We start from the raw sequence: 17,370 nt of genomic DNA, 5'->3' as shown, positions 1-17,370 counted from the left end.
ATGTCTCACGAATTCCCCGCAGAAACACGCACTCCGCGGGAGACGCGTGCCATCACCTTGGCCCATCTGTCAGACCCCCATCTTCCGCCGCCTTCCGTGCGATGGCAGGACGCCCTCAACAAACGTGCTCTCAGCCTCCTGTCCTGGAAGAAACATCGACGTCATGTCCATCTGGCAGCAACCTGTGCGGCCATCGTGGATGACATTGCCAAAAATGACGTGGATGCCATTCTGGTCAGTGGCGATCTGACGAATTTTGGAACTCCCGATGAATTTGCTCTGGCTGCGGACTGGCTGAAACAGCTTCCCGCCCCTGCCATGGTTATTCCTGGCAATCATGATTGCATGATCCGGCAGCCCGCAGAGCAAGGCATCCTCCAGTGGAAGACATGGTCTGCGGCATCCTATCCTTATGCGCGCATCCATGATGGCGTGGCAGTTGTCGGCGTAAACTCTGGTGTGCCCACACCGCCTTTCATGGCGTATGGCCGCGTCGGGCGCAGGCAGCTTGCAAGACTTGAAACTCTCCTGACCCGGCTTGGGGAAGCTGGATTATGCCGCGTGGTCATGATCCACCACCCGCCCAGACGTGGTTTGGTCACGTGGCGGAAAGCACTCCATGATTACAGGGCCTTTGCGCGCGTCCTGAGGCAGGCAGGGGCTGAAATCGTTCTGCATGGCCATTCTCATGATGCCACGCTGACCCATATCCCCGGAACAGATATTCCCCTGCTCGGCGTTGCCTCCGCGTCCCTGACAGACAAGCGGGAACATCGGCAAGCCTGCTGGAACCATCTTTCCATTCATCCGCAGGATAACGGATGGGCGATTAACATGGCACGTCATAGACCCGATGGCCGCATTACGGAAAAGGCGTCCTGGGTACGCCCACGGAACAGCCGGACATGAAGCAGCGCGCAACCATTCTGGACCGATATCTTCTGACACAGATGATACCGCCGTTCATCATTGCCCTCGTTGCGATGCTGGTCGCTCTTCTTCTTGAGCGACTGCTGGTTCTGTTCGACTATCTGGCTTCCGCAGGCAGCTCTCTGGCAACCTGCATCAAGCTTCTGACAGACCTTCTCCCACATTATTTTGGAATTGCCCTTCCTGCGGCCCTGTGTATTTCCGTTTTTCTCACTATTCGCGGCATGAGTGACAACAACGAGATTGATGCCTTGGAAGCCGGGCGGGTTTCACTTCTCAGAATTAGTCGACCGTTTATGTTCGTCGGCCTTCTGCTAGGCGCCGTAAGTGTTCTGCTGTACGGATATATTCAGCCCGTTGCGCGCTATGATTACCGTGCAGGTTTCTATTTTGCTGCTCACACGGGCTGGGCTCCGCATCTTCAGGCCGGCATGTTTGCCTCGACCTCAAGTACGGCCGTCATGACGGCTGACAATGTCAGTCATGCCGGGACGCGGATGAAGCGCATCTTCATTCGGGAAGTCAACAAAAACGGCATTGCTCACATCATTACGGCTCGAACAGGCCAACTCACCATTTCCAACACCCTGCGCAGCACGCAGCTTGATCTATGGAATGGTGAGATTGTTGACGACCCTTTTCCCAATCGCGCCAATTACAAGCCAACCGTCACGCATTTCTCTCATGTCGTTCGGGTCATTGACCATCCTACTCAGGAAAACTCTTTCCGTTCCCGCGGAGCAGACGAACGTGAATTGACGCTTTTCGAACTGGCCCATGATCTACGTTATGGCGTTCCGGGCATCGAATATCGAACATTGCGTGCGGAAATGGATTTTCGCGTGGCACACGCTCTGGCCATTCCCTTTATTCCTCCGCTGGCTGTAGCACTTGCCATTGGCTCCAGACGACGCAGATCGGTCTGGGGACTAATCGCCGTTGCCGCCATTCTGGTAGGGTTCGATCAAACCCTGATGTTCGGCCATAGTCTGGCTGCCACAGGTCGTCTCCCCATCTGGCTGGCCATCTGGGTTCCATTGGCCCTTTTCTGTATTGCCTGCCCGGCCACGCTGCTTCGTCGGTCGCGCGGTTCCTGGAGACGCCGCAAGCTGGTCCGCCCGTCATGACTGCACACGCACCACAACACGTTCTGTACCGCTACCTTAACCGCGCCCTTCTGGGGCGCTTCCTGCTGTGCGGCGCGGTTCTTGTTTCCTTGCTCGAAATTCTCGCCCTGCTTGAGAAAACAACGCCGATCCTGAACCGGAATCTGGGCTTTCGCGGCATCCTGACGTTTGCCCTGTTGCATCTGCCTGCCCTGAGCGTCGAGATCATGCCCTTGGCGTTCATGATTGGTGCGCTCTTTCTGCTGATGCAAATGGCGCTCTCGTCAGAAATGGCTGCACTCCGGGCATCGGGGCTTTCAACTGTAGGACTTTATCAACGGTTTTTACCCGCCGTTCTGATTGTCGGCCTCACTGCGACAGCCATGCAATACTGGGTTATCCCGCCCTGTGAAAATGCGCTTGCTACCTGGTGGAACAAAACCGACCCGGATGCAGCCAAACCCGACACACCGGCAAAACGCATCCTCTGGTTCCGTGCCGGACCGACACTTGTGCGCATCGGCCAGTATGCCCACGGCGGAACGTTCCTGCGAGATGTGACCATTTATCACCGGGACGCCAGTGGCCTTCTAAGCGGCACGGAACATGCTGCAACATTGTCTTATGAGGGAGGGATTTGGCACCCGACGGATGCGCAGGATCTTACTCTCACAGATAATGGCGCATTTGTGAAAGTGACGAACGGCGACAGTGACTTCAATATCCCTGCCACTCCAAAGATGATCATGACCCTCTCCGAGGACAATGCTGCTGTTACCCCAGCGCAGATCGGAGCTATCCTTCATAAGGGAGCGCCTGCCAGTCTGCCCCGTGCGACCTATCGTATGGCCCTGTTCAGCGGGATTATTCTTCCTCTTCAGATTGCAGTAATGCTTCTATTGGCGCTGCCAGTGATCTATATCCCTCCACGGGCAGGGCTTCGAAATCCACTTCCGGTCTACGTACTGGCGGCCGGGATGGGTTTTGTAATCCTGCAAGGAATGATTTCCGCACTCGGAAACGCCGGGACGCTTGCCGCGCCGCTGGCGGCCAGTGCGGGACCGCTGCTGGGCGCCCTCCTCGGGTTGACCTGGATTCTGCGGCTGGAGGGAAAATGAGCACATCCAAACCCTGGCATAACATGTCGTCCCTGCGCACAGGTCGCAGTTTTGATCTTGGCAAAATGTCGCTACCCCAGTTGTGGATTGCCTATCTCACCTACCCTACGATCCTGTTGTACTTCGCGCTGATCCTTGCCGCCGCTTTCGGCGCCCTGCATTTCTCGCACAGTCTCTGGAAGACGCTGATCCCTGTACCAGTCGTCATCGCCGTGTATCCTCTGGCCTGGTATATGATCCATCGCTACATCCTCCATGGACGCTGGCTCTATCGGAACCACTGGACCGCGGCACTGTGGAAGCGCATCCATTTCGATCATCATCAGGACCCGCATCTTCTGGATGTGCTGTTCGGCTCACCGCTCAACACGGTTCCGACAATGGCGATCATCACCATGCCGATCGGGTATCTCATCAGCGGCTGGAGCGGTGCGTTCTGCGCCCTTTCTACTGCGCTGGTCATGACGTGCATTTATGAGTTCTTCCACTGCATCCAGCACCTGGCCTACAAGCCACGCTGGAAGTGGGTGGCGCATATCAAGCAGCTTCATGTCCTGCATCACTTTCACGATGAAGACGGCAATTACGGCATTACGAACTATGTGCCGGATCGCCTGTTTGGAAGTTTCTATCGCGAAGCCCGTGATCGCGCCCGCAGCCAGCACGTCTTCAACCTCGGCTATGATATTGAAGAAGCCAAGCGCTACCCTTGGGTGATGGATCTCACAGGATCTCCCCCGAAGGACCGCCCAGACGGCGCTCGCCCTGCCTCTGATCGCAGTCGCACGGCGTGACTCTTCCGGTTCTGGTTCTTGCTGGCTCCCGTGATGGTGAACGGGACGTTCTCGCCCAGCTCGGAAAAGTGTCTCACAAAGCGCTTCTTCCCGTTGCTGGAGAGCCCATGCTTGGGCGTGTTCTCAGAGCGCTTGCACTCACGCCCGGTCTCGGCCCTGTTACCATCAGCATTGAAGCACCCGATTGTATCCGTGACATTGCGGGTACGGCTGAGATCCTGAAAGCCGCCGCTTCCCCCAGTGAGAGTGTTGCCGAGGCGTTAGACCACATCGGTACCCCCTGCCTTGTCACCACAGCAGACCATGCGCTACTGCGATCCGAATGGATCACTGAGTTTCTTGGAAAAACCCAGGACTGTGATCTGGCCGTCGGCGTTGCCCTCAGAGAGACAGTCGAGCGTGATGTTCCCAATACGAAGCGTACCTATATCCGACTATCGGATATGAGCTTTTCGGGATGCAATCTTTTCTGGATGGGAACACCACCCGCCGAAGCCGTTGTAGAACTCTGGAAGCGCTTGCAGAAAGACCGCAAGCGCCCTCTAAAAATGGCGCGGACGCTTGGTTTTGGAACCCTTCTTCGCGCCCTTTTGGGACGTCTGGATTCCAAAGCGCTCTGTCAGCGTATCGAAACCCTGACAGGCGCGCGCGTCCGTCTTGTACCCTTGTCGGACGGTCAGGCCGCCGTGGATGTCGACAAGCCAGCCGATCTTACTCTGGCCGAAGAGCTTCTGGCACAGCGATCACCATGAAAATTGCCTACGTTATCAATTCTCTGGAATGTGGGGGTGCGCAGCTTCCCATCCCTGACATCATCTCCGTTCTTCAAAGTCGGGGCGGCGAAGTCACGGTGTTCAGCCTCGAGAAGCGTGACGGTCTTGCTATCCCCGTTCTGGAGAAGCAGGGTATCAAGGTTCATGTCCGCTCCGGCGGCAAGAAAGACCATCTGACTGCATGGCGTTGGCTGCGCGATGAAATGGATGCTTTCCAGCCCGATCTGATCTGGACGTCCCTGACGCGCGCAACCCTTCTGGGCCAGCGGGCAGCTAACAGGCTGAGCGTCCCTGCCGTTCACTGGCAGCACTCCGCCCGCCTGAAGAAGGCCAACAGCATCCTGCTGCGCCTGCTATGCCGGAAAGCCGCACTCTGGGTTGCGGATTCACCGACGGTTGAGAGCTTTTCACGCAAAAGCCTGGGTCTACGAGGCAAAATCATGACCTGGCCCATTTTCCGGGCAAATCCAGCCAGCCCGAAGGCAACGGCTTGGAAAAAGGGAAAAATTGTCCGGATCGGAAGTCTCGGGCGCCTCCACGCGGTTAAAGGATACGACCTGCTGTTCGAAGCACTGGACCTTCTACGCGATCACCCGGACCTGCCGCCCTATCGAGTGGCATTAGCTGGTGATGGCCCGGAACGGGAGGCGCTTGAAAAAATTGTGCAGGACAAGAAATTACCTGTCGATTTCCTCGGCCACTGTGAAGACCCTTTCAGCTTTCTGCCGACCCTGCACCTGTATGTTCAGCCTTCTCATTGGGAAGGCATGTGCGTCGCTGCTCACGAAGCGATGGCTTGCGGATTACCTGTGATCGCGACCCCGGCTGGTGAGATCCCGCATACCATGGATGACGGGCATTCCGGCCTGGTTGTGCCGTTTAACAATGCCCCTGCTCTGGCCAGCGCCATTGCAGAACTCATCATGCACCCGAAAAAGCTGCACACCATGGGGGTTCTATCCCGCAAACGCGTGCTGGACCGCTTTGGCCCCGACGCGTTTCTGCGGCAGGGCAATGCGGTTCTGGACCGGCTGCCGGGCTTCAGCCCAGCCCGAGACGACGCTTCACGTTCATAAGGTCCCGCTTTGGACCGAACCCCACGCGCTTCACGTCGACAAGGGTCACCTGCCCTGCCGCAGAGAGCGTGTGGAAACCGTCCGGGAAGCGGCGACGGAGCACGGCAGGCGCATCCAGAACTGCGTCGGGCGTAACCTTTGGTAATCCGCGTTCCAGTCCTTCGATCTTTAACAGACGGATACCCCGACCGTATGTGCCGCGGCAGTCTTGGGTCGGAAGGAAGATTTCGCCATCGACCACGATAGGAGTACCACCCGGACGCGCACCTGCTCTATCATTCAGGAAAAGACCCAATGAGGTCCACGGCCCTACAAGGTCATCAGCCACTGAAAGATACAGCGTTGACTGACGCTCTTCCCGCGTACCGGGAGGCGTCCAAAACATCCACCAGCGTCCGGCATGGTAAAAGGGCGTCGCGTCGATGGCAGCGTCGGGAAAATCGAATGCCTCGACCTTTTCCCACCCCAGGGGAAATTGTGTCGCTCGGTAGAGTGTCAATCGTCCGGACGCACTGGCTTCCGGCAGTAGATACGTCTCTCCCTCATGCTCGAACACATAGGGATAAGAAAGATGCCAATCTTCGCGCAGGACTTCCTCGCGCTCGATCAGCCGTCCGGTGCTGTCATAGACCAACACCTCGATAACGCCTTTCGGGCTGCGATAATCATAGGCTTCCGCAAAAACATGCAGCCTTCCGCCACGCCATAATCCAAACGGATCTGCGAGAAACCGGTGATCCCCAATGTCTGGAAGCGTTGTAACCTCAAATCCGTTCAGGCTTCCCGCCCGGATCAGATCGGCCAGAGGAGCGTGGATGATGGCACAACGCCAGTGGTCCGTGCGCAGAAACGGCATGCCGACTCTCCTTGAAAATACAAACAGGGAAAAACGAGAACAGGGGCAGACGTAAAGCGCAGATCGGGGCAATATGGAACCATGAGTTCGGTTCTTTCCGAGATGACACCCGGTTTTCCAGAAAGGCAACTCGCCATAAGGCGGGCTGTTCTGGGACTTTGCCGTACCATGGGCTGGGCCGCGATCAATGAATTTTCCCTTCCGTCCGCAGGGCGTCGGGCGGACGTCATGGCGCTTCTGCCAGATCACAGCCTGACCTGTATCGAGATCAAATCCGGCATCCGTGATTTTCAGACGGACCAGAAATGGTCCGACTATCGAAGCTGGTCGGACAGACTGTTCTTTGCCGTGGATGACGGCTTTCCGCTGCACGTCCTGCCCGAAGACGTTGGCATTATCACGGTCAGCCTCAGCATGGTTCCAGACAGCCTGTTCCACAGCATCGTAGCGGAATGCGCCGTCATCCGGGAACCTGCGGAACACAAGCTTGCTGCGGCCCGCCGAAGGACCATCCTGCACCTGTTTGCGACAACGGCGGCCAGCCGCCTGATGTCTCTTGAAGACCCCGCCCTTACCGCCTCCCTGCGCGCCGCGCGCCGCACAGAATAGGACATGCCCCAATGAGTTTCGATCCTGTCGCCGTACGTCTTGAAGCTGCTCGCAGCGTTGTTCGCGATGCCGCCCAACTTGCCCTCTCGATGCGCCCGGCCCCCGGTGGACCAACGGGTACTCTAAAAGGACGGCAGGACTACCTGACGGAGGCTGATGGGGCCGTTGAGGCTCTGGTCAGCAAACGTATTCAGGACCTTTTCCCGGAAGATGGTTTTCAGGGCGAGGAAGGCGGCGTTACGCGTCAAGGCCAGTTCCGCTGGGTTGTGGACCCGATTGACGGAACGTCCAACTTCGCGCGCGGCCGTGACCGGTGGTGCGTTTCACTGGGGCTTCTCAAGGGAGACGAACCCGTTGCAGGCATTATCGAAGCGCCTGCGCTCGGTGAAGTTTTCACAGCACAGAAAGGCAAGGGCGCCTTCCTGAACGGTAAGCCTATCAAGGCCTCCCCAATCAGTAACCCTCAGGAAGCAATGATTGAAATGGGATGGTCCTGCCGCGTCTCAACCGAACTGTTCGGCGAAAAGATCGGCGCGATCATGGCCCTTGGCGCCATGCCTCGCTCAGGGGGTTCCGGCGCTCTGGCCCTGACAGACGTCGCCTGTGGCCGCAGTGACGGGTATCTGGAAATTGTGATCCAGCTCTGGGATGTCGCGGCGGCTCTCATTATTCTGGAAGAAGCAGGCGCGGCTGTTTCCCCCTTCCTCCAGACTGGCGGCCTGACAGGCGGGGCTACTATTCTTGCGGCCGCTCCCGGAATTGCCAAAGTGCTTTCAGATGCGGTTCAGGTGGAAATCTGACCCCTCCTCCGTTCCCTATTCGTGATTTGGCCGTATTTCCCGCATAGTGCGGGAAGACTTCAATTTTGCCGTTAGCAGAAGGTAAGCTTTATGACCCTGTCCGGTCTCCTGCGTTCGACCGTTCTTGCCGCCACAGGGTGTGCAACGCTCGCGGCGTGCTCTGGTACATCTACCACCACAGCCAGCGAACAGCAGATCGTTGTCGACAAGGCGACAATCGCCCTTCAGGACCTGTTTGCAAAAACCACGTCAACCTCCCGGTCCCAGCAATTACTCGCTCAGGCCAAGGCTGTGATGGTATGCCCTTCTGTGCTGAATATGTCTTTCGGGCTCGGCGGTTCGGGTGGTCGTTGCGTTCTCATGAGCCGGGATGCGCGTGGTTCGTGGTCTGATCCGGCATTCTATCGTCTGAGCTCAGGCTCTCTCGGCATCCAGGCGGGCGTGCAGAGTTCCGAGATGATCTTCTTCATCATGTCGCAACGTGGGATCCAGGCCCTTCTGGACAGCCAGTTCAAGTTTGATGCAACGGCTTCCGCTTCGTTCGCAACCATCGGAACCGGTGCTGAAAGCAGCACGGCAGGCGCCAAAAATACGGATATCTACGCCGCGCAGAAAGCACAGGGCCTTTATGCAGGGCTTTCTCTTGGCGGCTCGAAGCTGACAGTGGATAGTGGTGCAAACCGGGCGTATTACAATCAGACCGTTGGGCCCGAAGACATTATCATCACCATGCGTGTAAACAATCCATGGGCAGATCCGCTCCGCCGTATGCTGATGAATGTCGCCAAGCTGCCAACCGCTTCGACTGCTCACGCTACAGCCGCCACGGCCCCGGCTTCACAGAGCGCCACAACAGACGTTGATCCCGTAAGCAGCAGCCCATATCCGAGCAACTACGACACGTCGCGCCCTTACAGCACACAGACGCGCGGCGTACAGAGCTCGTCTCTCGCGCCAGTGCACTAAAAACGGAAAACCCCGCCTTCCTTGGAAAGCGGGGTTTCTCGCCTCATTCAGGTGAAGCGGTTTTTGCTCGATAAGCCCTTATATTCTGATCCTGCTCTTGCAGGGTCTCCGCAAAATTGTGCCCGCCCTCACCTGTGGCGACAAAATAAAGAGCCTTGCTTTCCGCGGGATGCGCAGCAGCTTCCAGAGATGTGATCCCAGGGGAGCAGATTGGCCCCGGCGGCAGGCCAGCTTCAAGATAGGTATTATACGGACCCGGCGTTTGCAGATCTTCATGCAAAAGCGGACGATCCAGCGTTCCAAGCCCGTCACTCAGGCCATAAATCACACTTGGGTCCGTCTGAAGACGCATTCCGAGTTTGAGGCGGTTTAAAAAAACCCGCGCCACCATCGGTCGCTCTGAGGGCACGCCCGTCTCCCGCTCGATCAGGGAGGCCAGCGTCAGAAGCTCCTGTGGGCTCTGGATCAGGCCATCCAGCGCTTCCACATCCCGCTTTTCCCAGCTTGCCTGAAGCTGCTTTTCCATCATGCGGCGCAGACGATCCACGATGGCCTGCCGGGGTGTGCCCCACACATAGGCGATGGTCTGGGGCAAAACTGTTCCTTCGGGGATCTCAGGAACATCACCCGTCAGCACGGGGGCCTTACGGATGATGTCCTCAATCTTTTTGGCCGTCAGACCTTCAGGAACCGTCAAGGGATGAGAGACAGGTTTGCCATGACGCAGAATTTCAAGAACATGCGCGACAGAAACACGGGAGGGAAACTGAAACTCAGATGCATGAATCTGACCGTCACGGTGGGTCAGAAAGGCCGAAATACGGAAGAATGCGCCAGAAGCCCATGTTGGTGACAGGATACCGTCTGCCTGAAGTGCCTTCGTAACCGTGGCGTTATTGCCATGAGGAATCACGAACGCTTTGGCTTCAGGCAGAGGACCGGGATCGGTGTAATGCCCATATCCGGCGACCGCTGCCGCAATACAGAGCAGCGGCGCCATGAAGATTGCCAGCTTGCGGCCAGCCTTGGGGGGAAGAAGCGGTGTTTTGTTTTCTTCGCCGTCCGGCTGGCTGTCAGGCATAGACCAATGAAACTCCGCTCAGCCCTCGCAGCGCTTCAGAATGATGCTGGCATTTGTGCCACCAAACCCGAAGCTGTTGGACAGAGCCACGTCGACCTTACGCTTCTGAGCCTTGAGAGCCACGCGATCAATAACGCTCTCGCGTGCCGGGTTCTCAAGGTTCAGCGTGGGAGGCACGATGCCGTCACGGATGGCCTGCAGGCAGAAGATCGCTTCCACGGCACCTGCGGCACCCAGAAGATGACCAATGGCAGACTTCGTGGAGGACATGGCGATGTTCTTGGCGTGATCGCCGAAGAAACGCTCAACTGCATCCAGTTCCAGATCGTCAGCCATGGTGGATGTGCCGTGGGCGTTGACGTAGTCGATATCCGACACCTGCAGGCCACTGTTCTTCAGCGCAGCCTTCATGGCACGGAACGCGCCTTCATGGCCTTCAGCCGGGGCTGTGATGTGATGGGCATCACCGGACAGGCCATAGCCGCCGATTTCACCATAAATCTTGGCACCACGAGCCTTGGCATGCTCGTACTCTTCCAGAACGACCACACCGGCACCCTCACCCATGATGAAGCCGTCACGGTCCTTGTCCCACGGGCGGGAAGCCTTGCTCGGATCGTCATTAGAACCGGTGGAGAGCGCACGGGCCGAGCAGAAGCCAGCAATGCCCAGAGCACAGATGGCTGCCTCAGCACCGCCAGCGATCATAACGTCTGCATCACCATGCTGGATCAGACGGGACGCATCACCGATGGCATGTACGCCCGTTGCGCAGGCTGTCACGACAGCGTGGTTCGGTCCCTTGAACCCGTAACGGATCGAAAGATGACCGGAAATGAGATTGATAAGGGCAGATGGAATGAAGAACGGTGACAGACGACGGGCCTTGCCGCTCGAAACTGTCAGAGAACCTTCATAAATTGTTTGCAGACCGCCGATGCCGGAGCCGATCATCACGCCAGTAGCGCAGCGATCATCTTCCGTCTCAGGCTTCCAGCCCGAGTCTTCAACGGCCTGGATGGCAGCGGCCAGACCAAGATGGATGAAGCGATCCATTTTCTTCTGGTCTTTGACCGGCACCCAGTCAGACAGCGTGAGACCGCCTTCTTCGGTCGGGCCCTCAGGAACCTGACCAGCGACCTGCGCAGGCAGTTCGGAAGGATCAAAATGGGTGATACGCCCGATACCGGACTGCCCTTCGATCAGACGCTTCCACGTCAGTTCCGCACCCACCGCAAGTGGGCTGACAACACCGATACCGGTAACGACGACGCGTCTTCCGTTGTTTGCATTCCCGCTCATCGATGCCTCATGTCTCACGTTGTAAACGACCAGTACGTCGCAGCCTCAAGGCTACTTCGTTTATCCGCCCCTACCTGTGGAGGGCGGGATGGGACCAGCCTGAAGCCAGTCCCGAAAGCGCCTCAGGCAGCCTTCTGCTTTTCGATGTAGTCAATCGCATCCTTGACGGTGGCGATCTTCTCGGCTGCATCTTCCGGGATTTCGACGGAGAAAGCTTCTTCGAAAGCCATGACCAGCTCGACCGTGTCGAGGCTGTCTGCGCCCAGATCGTCAATGAAAGACGCATCCGGCGTGACCTTGCTTTCTTCAACGCCGAGGTGCTCGACAACGATCTTCTTTACCTTGTCAGCAATATCGCTCATCTGTTCGTTCCTTTTGCCCGTGCCGGGCGTTACAAAAAAACTCGTTTTGCCGTCTGCCAGTCCGGCAAGCCCTTTCGAGCCTTCCAGCGCAGGCCACCTCCCCTTCCGGAAAGGCGTTGCCACCGGCCGAACCGGACATCGGCCTTCGTCAGACCGGGCAAAGCAGCGCGCGATTAGCACGCTTTGACCTGAAACGCCAAGCGTCTCAGACCATGGCCATGCCACCGTTGACGTGCAGGGTCGTCCCGGTGACCCATGCAGCCTCGTCAGAAGCCAGATACACCACTGCCGCAGCGACGTCATCCGGGTTTCCCATCCGACCGAGCGGAATGGAACCAACCAGCTTCTCGCGAATACCTTCGGACAGCACATCCGTCATCGGCGTTTCAATGAAACCAGGCGCCACGACATTGACCGTCACACCGCGCGGACCAGCTTCCTGCGCCAGAGACTTGCTCATGCCGACGATACCAGCCTTTGCAGCCGCATAGTTGGCCTGACCGGCATTCCCCGTCGTTCCAACAACGGATGCGATGGAAATAATGCGACCAGAGCGACGGCGCAGCATACCCTTGAGGGCAGCGCGAGCGAGGCGGAACGGGCTTTCCAGATCCACCGTCATGACCTGCGACCAGTCGCTATCCTTCATACGGATAGCAAGCGTATCGCGCGTCAGACCCGCATTGTTCACCAGAATGTCCAGCGGTGCCCCGGCCACTTCCTCAGCCTTGGCAACGAGGCCATCGGCTTCGGAGGCCTCTGACAGGTTGGCAACCGCAATATGCGTGCGCTCACCAAGGCTGTCTGCCAGTTCCTTCAGAGCCGCTTCACGCGTGCCACTGAGAACAACCGTTGCACCAAGAGCGTGAAGCTGACGGGCGATAGCTGCACCGATACCGCCAGATGCGCCGGTGACGAGAGCAGTCTTGCCAGAAAGAGAAAACATGGGTCGTTGTCCTTACAGAGCCTTGAGCAGAGCTTCGATTTCAGCAGGGGTACCAGCATTGTCTGTTGCAAGCTCCGGCGCAATGCGGCGGGTCAGCCCGCAGAGAACCTTGCCTGAACCCAGCTCGTGCATCGTCGTCACGCCCATGGCGGCAATGGCCTGCACGCTCTCGCGCCAGCGAACAGTCCCTGTCACCTGCTTGACGAGAAGATCACGGATTGCTTCAGGATCAGTTACCTTGGCCGCGGTAACGTTGGCAATCACCGGAACTCTGGGCGCATTCAGCGTTGCCTTGGCCAGAGCCTCTTCCATCTCCCGAGCAGCCGGAGCCATCAGGGAGGAGTGGAACGGCGCGGAGACCGGCAGCTTTACAGCGCGCTTGATTCCGCACTCCTTTGCCAGGGAAATCGCGCGATCGACTGCGTCCATATGCCCGGAGACTACGATCTGGCCACCACCATTGTCATTGGCGATCTCAAGGATCTGCCCCTGAGCGGCATCATCGCAGATTGACTGGGCCTGCTCGGCTTCGACACCCAGCAGAGCAGCCATGCCGCCCTCACCAGCTGGAACTGCACGCTGCATGGCCTGACCGCGCAAACGCAGAAGACGTGCACCTTCCGCAATCCCCAACGTTCCGGCAGCCGCAAGTGCGGAATATTCACCAAGTGAGTGACCCGCTACCAGCGCCGCCTTGTCCGTCAGGGCAAAACCCCCTTCGGATTCCAGAGCACGAACAGTCGCCAAAGAAACGGCAAACAGAGCTGGCTGCGTATTCTCCGTTCGGGTCAGTTCGTCAGCATCGCCGGCGAACATGAGCTTGGAAAGGTTCTGGCCCAGAGCGTCATCGACTTCCTGAAAGACGGCGCGAGACGAGGCAAAGGCATCATGCAGGGCCTGCCCCATTCCAACTGACTGGCTGCCCTGACCGGGAAAGACAAAAGCGTGAACGGACATGAAGCCCCCTGCTGGCATGAAAAACAGGCTCAGGGTGATGCTGTTTCATGCGCGTTCTGTCAAATCCTGCGTTATCTGTCCGGCGTGAACGTCAGATACGCGTCTCCCGGAATTCTGACACGAACCTGAGGAAAAGACTTGCTGGAGCGGAAAATCGTGTCTTCCGAATAATCCTGCGGACGCAACAGGACTGTCATGGGTTCTTTCCCCTCGTTGTTGGCAAGCATGGTCACATGACCGCTGATCACGGCCTCAAAACGCTCGCCGGGAGCGAGGTCAATCTTGAGTCGATGCGCATCGGGCATGAACCAGGACAGGATCATGCCTGTCAGATCCCGAATGCAGGCATTGATTTGCGTCAGCCAGTGGCGTGCCTGAACGCCTGTAAACCTATCCCCCTGCGGCACTTCCACGCGAAGAGACAGTTCTGTCCGAACATTATGACCAATCGACTCTGTCTGAAGAATTGGCGGATTTTCTGCCGCGAGTTGGGCGGTACGCGGGAGGTACATCTCCCGGTCTGCTCCGAAAAATAGTGGAATATCACCCTGCCTGCTGTGGATGACGAGCCGCGCTTTTGACGGAAGCTCGTGATCCGGCAGCAAATCACCCGTGAAATGAAGCGATATTCCCTCACGTGCCGCAGCCGGAAATTTCTCGAAGCGTTCATAAAAATGCGCGACATCTTTGTAGGTCGCCACGCGAACAACAGGTTTTCCCGAGACGATCACATGCTCATCAGCAGCGTAAACAGCATACACCGGGAGACAGAAGAAAGCAGTTACCAGACTGACTGTCCGAAAGATGCTGGTCATCATACCCATTCATGACAAATGATGTCTTATCCAATCTTCTGCAAGACAATCAGAACCTGCGGCAATCGTACAGGATTATCCAGATACTCGATCATGCGAAAAAGACCGCCCCATGCCTTCAGAACATAGTTCCGGGGAATGATGGCTTCGCCATAATGCGCCTGAAAATGTGGAGGCTTTGCGGAAGAGGCATGCAAAAACCGACCGGCCTCGAAATCCGAATTGGCACGGGCCTCGTCGACGAAACTTTCCGCACAGGCTTCGTGCCAGGGATGTTCCAGCCGCATCCCAGACGCCCGACGCAGGCGCTGCTCTGCGCAGAACGCCAGAAATCGCCGACTTTGCGTTGTCATGACAACCAGTCCACCCGGCTTCAGGAGACGGTGAAACTCCTGTATCCACTGGCCAGACAAAAACTCATCCAGATGGGAAAAGGTGGACCAGGATGTTACCAGATCCAGACTTTCAGATACCATCGGAAGTGGAGGCACTGGCCCAGCCTGAAAGAAGCCCAAAGCTGGATTGGCCCTACGGGCAGCCATGAGAAAACGATCCGTATTTTCCACACTCACAAGAGACTGTGGGCGAACATCCTTCATGAACAGACGCGCCGTGCGCCCCCAGCCGCACCCGAAATCCAGCAGAGCTGTCTCAGGCCGAACAGGTCGACCGGCATAGGCACAGTAAGCCTTGATTTCCCGGTAGAAAACATGGGCTTCATGGATGGAGACTTCTCCATGATGACCATGAATTTCACGTTGAATATCGTCTGGGGGAAAGTCGGGCATCCGAACACCACACACCTCCCGTGTTGAAACGGAAGCCGTCAGAACATGCAGCCATTCTTCGTCGCTGAGACTGTGAAATGCCTCAAAAACCGCATCCGTCCTGTCGGAATGAGTCATTCTTCTACCGTTACGCCATGTCAGTAACGATTAATTAACGTATCTTCTCCAACAAGAGAACCGGCCGAGGACGCTTTCCGGAGCAACTCGCTTCCCTCAATCCGTCCAGAAATCCTTTTCACATGAACTGGATATGGCTTTTGAACCCCAGCAAAGCCGCATCCCGAAGGTTATATTGGGCATTCGGATGAATGTAATATTCGAAGAGCGGCGTGAAAATAACACCTCTCACAACATGAATTGCATAGTTGAATTCCATCACGACCGTGTCCCTCTGTACCCCGGTTGCATGATTGGGAAGCGTCCCTCCCTTCCGAATGAGAGCTGCTTCGGTCCGGCTGACACCGGACGCAATCTTCGTATAAGTCAGGGAAAAGCCCAGCGTATCGTAAGGACGGGACGCAAAGAAACCGCGATTGATAAGCGCCCCGTAAACCAGATAGCGCCGTAGCGACGTATGGGGATCATTGTAAATGAGACCGGCCATTCCAGTCAGGCCAGACCCTTTGGCCTTATAGTGAAGGAACTGCTGATCCAGCATGACCCATGTCGACCAGGAAGCACTCCGCTTCTTCTGCGCCAGCCCCGTAACCGCATAAGATCCACCATACAGATCGTAATAATTATCGACCTGTGGCGTACTGAAAAGCTGAGCACCAAATTTGTAATGCCCAGGCAGTTTCCCCTGTCCGAATACAGGTTCCCAAGCAGTTTCGAGCGGGGCCGCATAACCAATGATATTGGCGCCGTTGAATTTAAAGCCGGTCCGATGCTGATAAACCTGATAAATGCCGTTCTCGATCGGATACACGCCCGTCTGCACATACACAGAACGCACAGGTCTCCCGCGCACCCGAAAGCCCCATGTCGCTGCTGGATAACCGGCATCGAAATTGGTATCGGTAATGCCCTTGGGGCGGCCGCAGAAACTTCCGTTCTGAAAATTACAGAACAGCGGACTGGCCGCGAAATCCGAGATTTCCGACATCCGCCCGGCCGCTATGGCAAGCCGGCCGCCATAAAGCGTCTCTTCGCCATACATATAAACAAGATGCACAACGACATTGCCGCCTCCTCCGTAATCTTCGGAAGCATGATTGAGCCAGTCACCGAACATACGGTTCGCGGTGGTGCCGTAACGCCCAACCGTAATCATATGCGTGGCAAATCCACGAAGACCCGCAAGCTTTTCCCAATTGATGTCGAGTTGCATCGCATACTGCCCTGCATTGCTCGCACCCTGCTTGTAATTCTCAAAACCACGAGTGCTGCCTTGCGTCGGTCTGGTAATGGCTCCCGCAAATTCATTGGTATTGTCGACGAGGAAATTGACCCCTCTCTTGCGCAGCCAATCTGATAGCGGATTGGAAACAATAGTTTCCGGATGGGAAAACTCTGGCACACTGGTTTTGCGGGAGGCATTTTTCGGTAAAGGCGTCGATAGAAGAAGGCTCGGAGCAGAACCCACATCCCGATCCATCACTTGCCCCGACGCCACACCTGAGACGACAAGGCTTCCAAAAAAAGAAAAACCGACAATACGGAGAAAATTTTCAACGAGCACACCAAAGCGCAAGCTTTTCATCCCCCAGCCCAATACAACACAATCATTGCATCACAAATTCTTGCAACCAATACTACAGGAAATCACCCCATAGCCGCAGAAGTACCATGGCAAATTTTCAAGATAAGAGAATTTTATTTTTGACAGCTATCGCGGAATTGACTTTTAGGATGATAATTCACGAAGAATATAAAATTAATTTTAATAATCATTACACAAACAAAGCAAAGTATATATTTTCCATATTAAATAATCACTGCATTCAAAATCGTTATCGATAAAATTTTAATTATGGACGGAATGTAATATCAGCGTCATGTGAAACACATTTTTGTGGTTATTTCCGAAAACGTGTCTTTTTTTGTGGAAAATCAAAGACAGGGGGCAGAAGAAGTTTATCGTTCATGTGA

Annotated in this window: 18 protein-coding genes; 9 read left to right on the top strand and 9 right to left on the bottom strand. The window is 56.3% G+C overall.

The genetic code is table 11. The features are described 5' to 3' along the window. The 6 genes from HKD32_RS11225 to HKD32_RS11200 are packed head-to-tail and all read left to right on the top strand — an operon-like array spanning nt 1 to nt 5,797. Nucleotides 1–909 carry a metallophosphoesterase family protein gene (locus HKD32_RS11225; protein ID WP_061929294.1) on the top strand — a complete coding sequence of 303 codons (909 nt, stop codon included), beginning with the start codon at nt 1–3 and terminating at the stop codon, nt 907–909. Continuing rightward, entirely contained in the window at nt 906–2,057 is a 1,152-nt protein-coding gene (locus HKD32_RS11220) for an LptF/LptG family permease (RefSeq protein ID WP_061929292.1), read from the top strand. The genes HKD32_RS11225 and HKD32_RS11220 overlap by 4 nt, the downstream gene beginning before the upstream one ends. Next, on the top strand, nt 2,054–3,154 hold the full coding sequence (locus HKD32_RS11215) for an LptF/LptG family permease (protein WP_061929288.1): 1,101 nt from the start codon (nt 2,054–2,056) through the stop codon (nt 3,152–3,154). The genes HKD32_RS11220 and HKD32_RS11215 overlap by 4 nt, the downstream gene beginning before the upstream one ends. After that, nucleotides 3,151–3,948 (top strand): sterol desaturase family protein, encoded by a 798-nt coding sequence (locus tag HKD32_RS11210; RefSeq protein ID WP_010502528.1) that lies wholly within the window; start codon nt 3,151–3,153, stop codon nt 3,946–3,948. Before HKD32_RS11215 ends, HKD32_RS11210 begins: the two co-directional genes overlap by 4 nt. Further along, the gene (locus HKD32_RS11205) at nt 3,945–4,700 is read left to right on the top strand and encodes an NTP transferase domain-containing protein (protein WP_194257999.1); all 756 of its coding nucleotides are present in this window, start codon (nt 3,945–3,947) and stop codon (nt 4,698–4,700) included. The genes HKD32_RS11210 and HKD32_RS11205 overlap by 4 nt, the downstream gene beginning before the upstream one ends. Further along, a complete protein-coding gene (locus tag HKD32_RS11200) occupies nt 4,697–5,797 on the top strand; it encodes a glycosyltransferase (protein ID WP_194257998.1) in 1,101 nt (366 codons plus the stop codon). Before HKD32_RS11205 ends, HKD32_RS11200 begins: the two co-directional genes overlap by 4 nt. Here the strand turns inward: HKD32_RS11200 and HKD32_RS11195 are convergent. Continuing rightward, nucleotides 5,763–6,653 carry a glucosamine inositolphosphorylceramide transferase family protein gene (locus tag HKD32_RS11195; protein ID WP_061929283.1) on the bottom strand — a complete coding sequence of 297 codons (891 nt, stop codon included), beginning with the start codon at nt 6,651–6,653 and terminating at the stop codon, nt 5,763–5,765. The genes HKD32_RS11200 and HKD32_RS11195 overlap by 35 nt on opposite strands. Before the next feature lie 81 nt (nt 6,654–6,734). Here HKD32_RS11195 and HKD32_RS11190 point away from each other — a divergent pair, with 81 nt between their 5' ends. The 3 genes from HKD32_RS11190 to HKD32_RS11180 all read left to right on the top strand — a co-directional run bounded on the left by HKD32_RS11190 (nt 6,735) and on the right by HKD32_RS11180 (nt 9,028). Continuing rightward, complete coding sequence (locus HKD32_RS11190; protein WP_026017481.1) at nt 6,735–7,262, top strand: MmcB family DNA repair protein; 528 nt, start codon at nt 6,735–6,737, stop codon at nt 7,260–7,262. Nucleotides 7,263–7,273: 11 nt separating this feature from the next. Next, nucleotides 7,274–8,062 (top strand): inositol monophosphatase family protein, encoded by a 789-nt coding sequence (locus HKD32_RS11185; protein ID WP_010502519.1) that lies wholly within the window; start codon nt 7,274–7,276, stop codon nt 8,060–8,062. A 90-nt stretch (nt 8,063–8,152) separates the two neighbouring features. Further along, nucleotides 8,153–9,028, top strand: a complete 876-nt coding sequence (locus tag HKD32_RS11180; protein WP_061929281.1) for a lipid-binding SYLF domain-containing protein — start codon at nt 8,153–8,155, stop codon at nt 9,026–9,028. A gap of 43 nt (nt 9,029–9,071) precedes the next feature. Here HKD32_RS11180 and mltG read toward each other — a convergent pair whose 3' ends face one another. The 8 genes from mltG to HKD32_RS11140 form a co-directional block, all read right to left on the bottom strand. Continuing rightward, the gene (gene mltG / locus HKD32_RS11175; RefSeq protein WP_061929279.1) at nt 9,072–10,109 is read right to left on the bottom strand and encodes an endolytic transglycosylase MltG; all 1,038 of its coding nucleotides are present in this window, start codon (nt 10,107–10,109) and stop codon (nt 9,072–9,074) included. Between the two features lie 18 nt (nt 10,110–10,127). Then, entirely contained in the window at nt 10,128–11,411 is a 1,284-nt protein-coding gene (fabF, locus tag HKD32_RS11170; RefSeq protein WP_061929277.1) for a beta-ketoacyl-ACP synthase II, read from the bottom strand. A 122-nt stretch (nt 11,412–11,533) separates the two neighbouring features. Beyond that, on the bottom strand, nt 11,534–11,773 hold the full coding sequence (locus HKD32_RS11165) for an acyl carrier protein (RefSeq protein ID WP_010502512.1): 240 nt from the start codon (nt 11,771–11,773) through the stop codon (nt 11,534–11,536). Between the two features lie 205 nt (nt 11,774–11,978). Beyond that, nucleotides 11,979–12,719 carry a 3-oxoacyl-[acyl-carrier-protein] reductase gene (gene fabG / locus HKD32_RS11160; protein WP_061929275.1) on the bottom strand — a complete coding sequence of 247 codons (741 nt, stop codon included), beginning with the start codon at nt 12,717–12,719 and terminating at the stop codon, nt 11,979–11,981. Nucleotides 12,720–12,731: 12 nt separating this feature from the next. After that, nucleotides 12,732–13,676, bottom strand: a complete 945-nt coding sequence (gene fabD, locus HKD32_RS11155; RefSeq protein WP_061929429.1) for an ACP S-malonyltransferase — start codon at nt 13,674–13,676, stop codon at nt 12,732–12,734. A 71-nt stretch (nt 13,677–13,747) separates the two neighbouring features. Further along, the gene (locus tag HKD32_RS11150) at nt 13,748–14,494 is read right to left on the bottom strand and encodes a DUF2987 domain-containing protein (RefSeq protein ID WP_228118977.1); all 747 of its coding nucleotides are present in this window, start codon (nt 14,492–14,494) and stop codon (nt 13,748–13,750) included. Nucleotides 14,495–14,517: 23 nt separating this feature from the next. Next, nucleotides 14,518–15,396 carry a class I SAM-dependent methyltransferase gene (locus HKD32_RS11145; RefSeq protein WP_194257997.1) on the bottom strand — a complete coding sequence of 293 codons (879 nt, stop codon included), beginning with the start codon at nt 15,394–15,396 and terminating at the stop codon, nt 14,518–14,520. Nucleotides 15,397–15,514: 118 nt separating this feature from the next. Then, nucleotides 15,515–16,981 carry a carbohydrate porin gene (locus HKD32_RS11140; RefSeq protein ID WP_228118976.1) on the bottom strand — a complete coding sequence of 489 codons (1,467 nt, stop codon included), beginning with the start codon at nt 16,979–16,981 and terminating at the stop codon, nt 15,515–15,517. Nucleotides 16,982–17,370 lie beyond the last annotated feature (389 nt).

Source organism: Gluconobacter japonicus (assembly GCF_015244665.1).
GTDB classification, from domain to species: Bacteria; Pseudomonadota; Alphaproteobacteria; order Acetobacterales; family Acetobacteraceae; genus Gluconobacter; species Gluconobacter japonicus.
The sequence above is the reverse complement of the archived record's forward strand: the minus strand, read 5'-3'. Positions and strand labels throughout refer to the sequence as shown.

Bases quoted from the DNA above. Each gene is read 5' to 3' on its own strand.
- HKD32_RS11195 (WP_061929283.1), bottom strand. From the start codon at position 6,653: ATGCCGTTTCTGCGCACGGACCACTGGCGTTGTGCCATCATCCACGCT.
- HKD32_RS11140 (WP_228118976.1), bottom strand. From the start codon at position 16,981: ATGAAAAGCTTGCGCTTTGGTGTGCTCGTTGAAAATTTTCTCCGTATT.
- HKD32_RS11150 (WP_228118977.1), bottom strand. From the start codon at position 14,494: ATGATGACCAGCATCTTTCGGACAGTCAGTCTGGTAACTGCTTTCTTC.
- HKD32_RS11215 (WP_061929288.1), top strand. From the start codon at position 2,054: ATGACTGCACACGCACCACAACACGTTCTGTACCGCTACCTTAACCGC.
- fabG (WP_061929275.1), bottom strand. From the start codon at position 12,719: ATGTTTTCTCTTTCTGGCAAGACTGCTCTCGTCACCGGCGCATCTGGC.
- HKD32_RS11165 (WP_010502512.1), bottom strand. From the start codon at position 11,773: ATGAGCGATATTGCTGACAAGGTAAAGAAGATCGTTGTCGAGCACCTC.
- HKD32_RS11145 (WP_194257997.1), bottom strand. From the start codon at position 15,396: ATGACTCATTCCGACAGGACGGATGCGGTTTTTGAGGCATTTCACAGT.
- fabD (WP_061929429.1), bottom strand. From the start codon at position 13,676: ATGTCCGTTCACGCTTTTGTCTTTCCCGGTCAGGGCAGCCAGTCAGTT.
- mltG (WP_061929279.1), bottom strand. From the start codon at position 10,109: ATGCCTGACAGCCAGCCGGACGGCGAAGAAAACAAAACACCGCTTCTT.
- HKD32_RS11185 (WP_010502519.1), top strand. From the start codon at position 7,274: ATGAGTTTCGATCCTGTCGCCGTACGTCTTGAAGCTGCTCGCAGCGTT.
- HKD32_RS11180 (WP_061929281.1), top strand. From the start codon at position 8,153: ATGACCCTGTCCGGTCTCCTGCGTTCGACCGTTCTTGCCGCCACAGGG.
- HKD32_RS11220 (WP_061929292.1), top strand. From the start codon at position 906: ATGAAGCAGCGCGCAACCATTCTGGACCGATATCTTCTGACACAGATG.
- HKD32_RS11200 (WP_194257998.1), top strand. From the start codon at position 4,697: ATGAAAATTGCCTACGTTATCAATTCTCTGGAATGTGGGGGTGCGCAG.
- HKD32_RS11210 (WP_010502528.1), top strand. From the start codon at position 3,151: ATGAGCACATCCAAACCCTGGCATAACATGTCGTCCCTGCGCACAGGT.
- HKD32_RS11225 (WP_061929294.1), top strand. From the start codon at position 1: ATGTCTCACGAATTCCCCGCAGAAACACGCACTCCGCGGGAGACGCGT.
- fabF (WP_061929277.1), bottom strand. From the start codon at position 11,411: ATGAGCGGGAATGCAAACAACGGAAGACGCGTCGTCGTTACCGGTATC.
- HKD32_RS11190 (WP_026017481.1), top strand. From the start codon at position 6,735: ATGAGTTCGGTTCTTTCCGAGATGACACCCGGTTTTCCAGAAAGGCAA.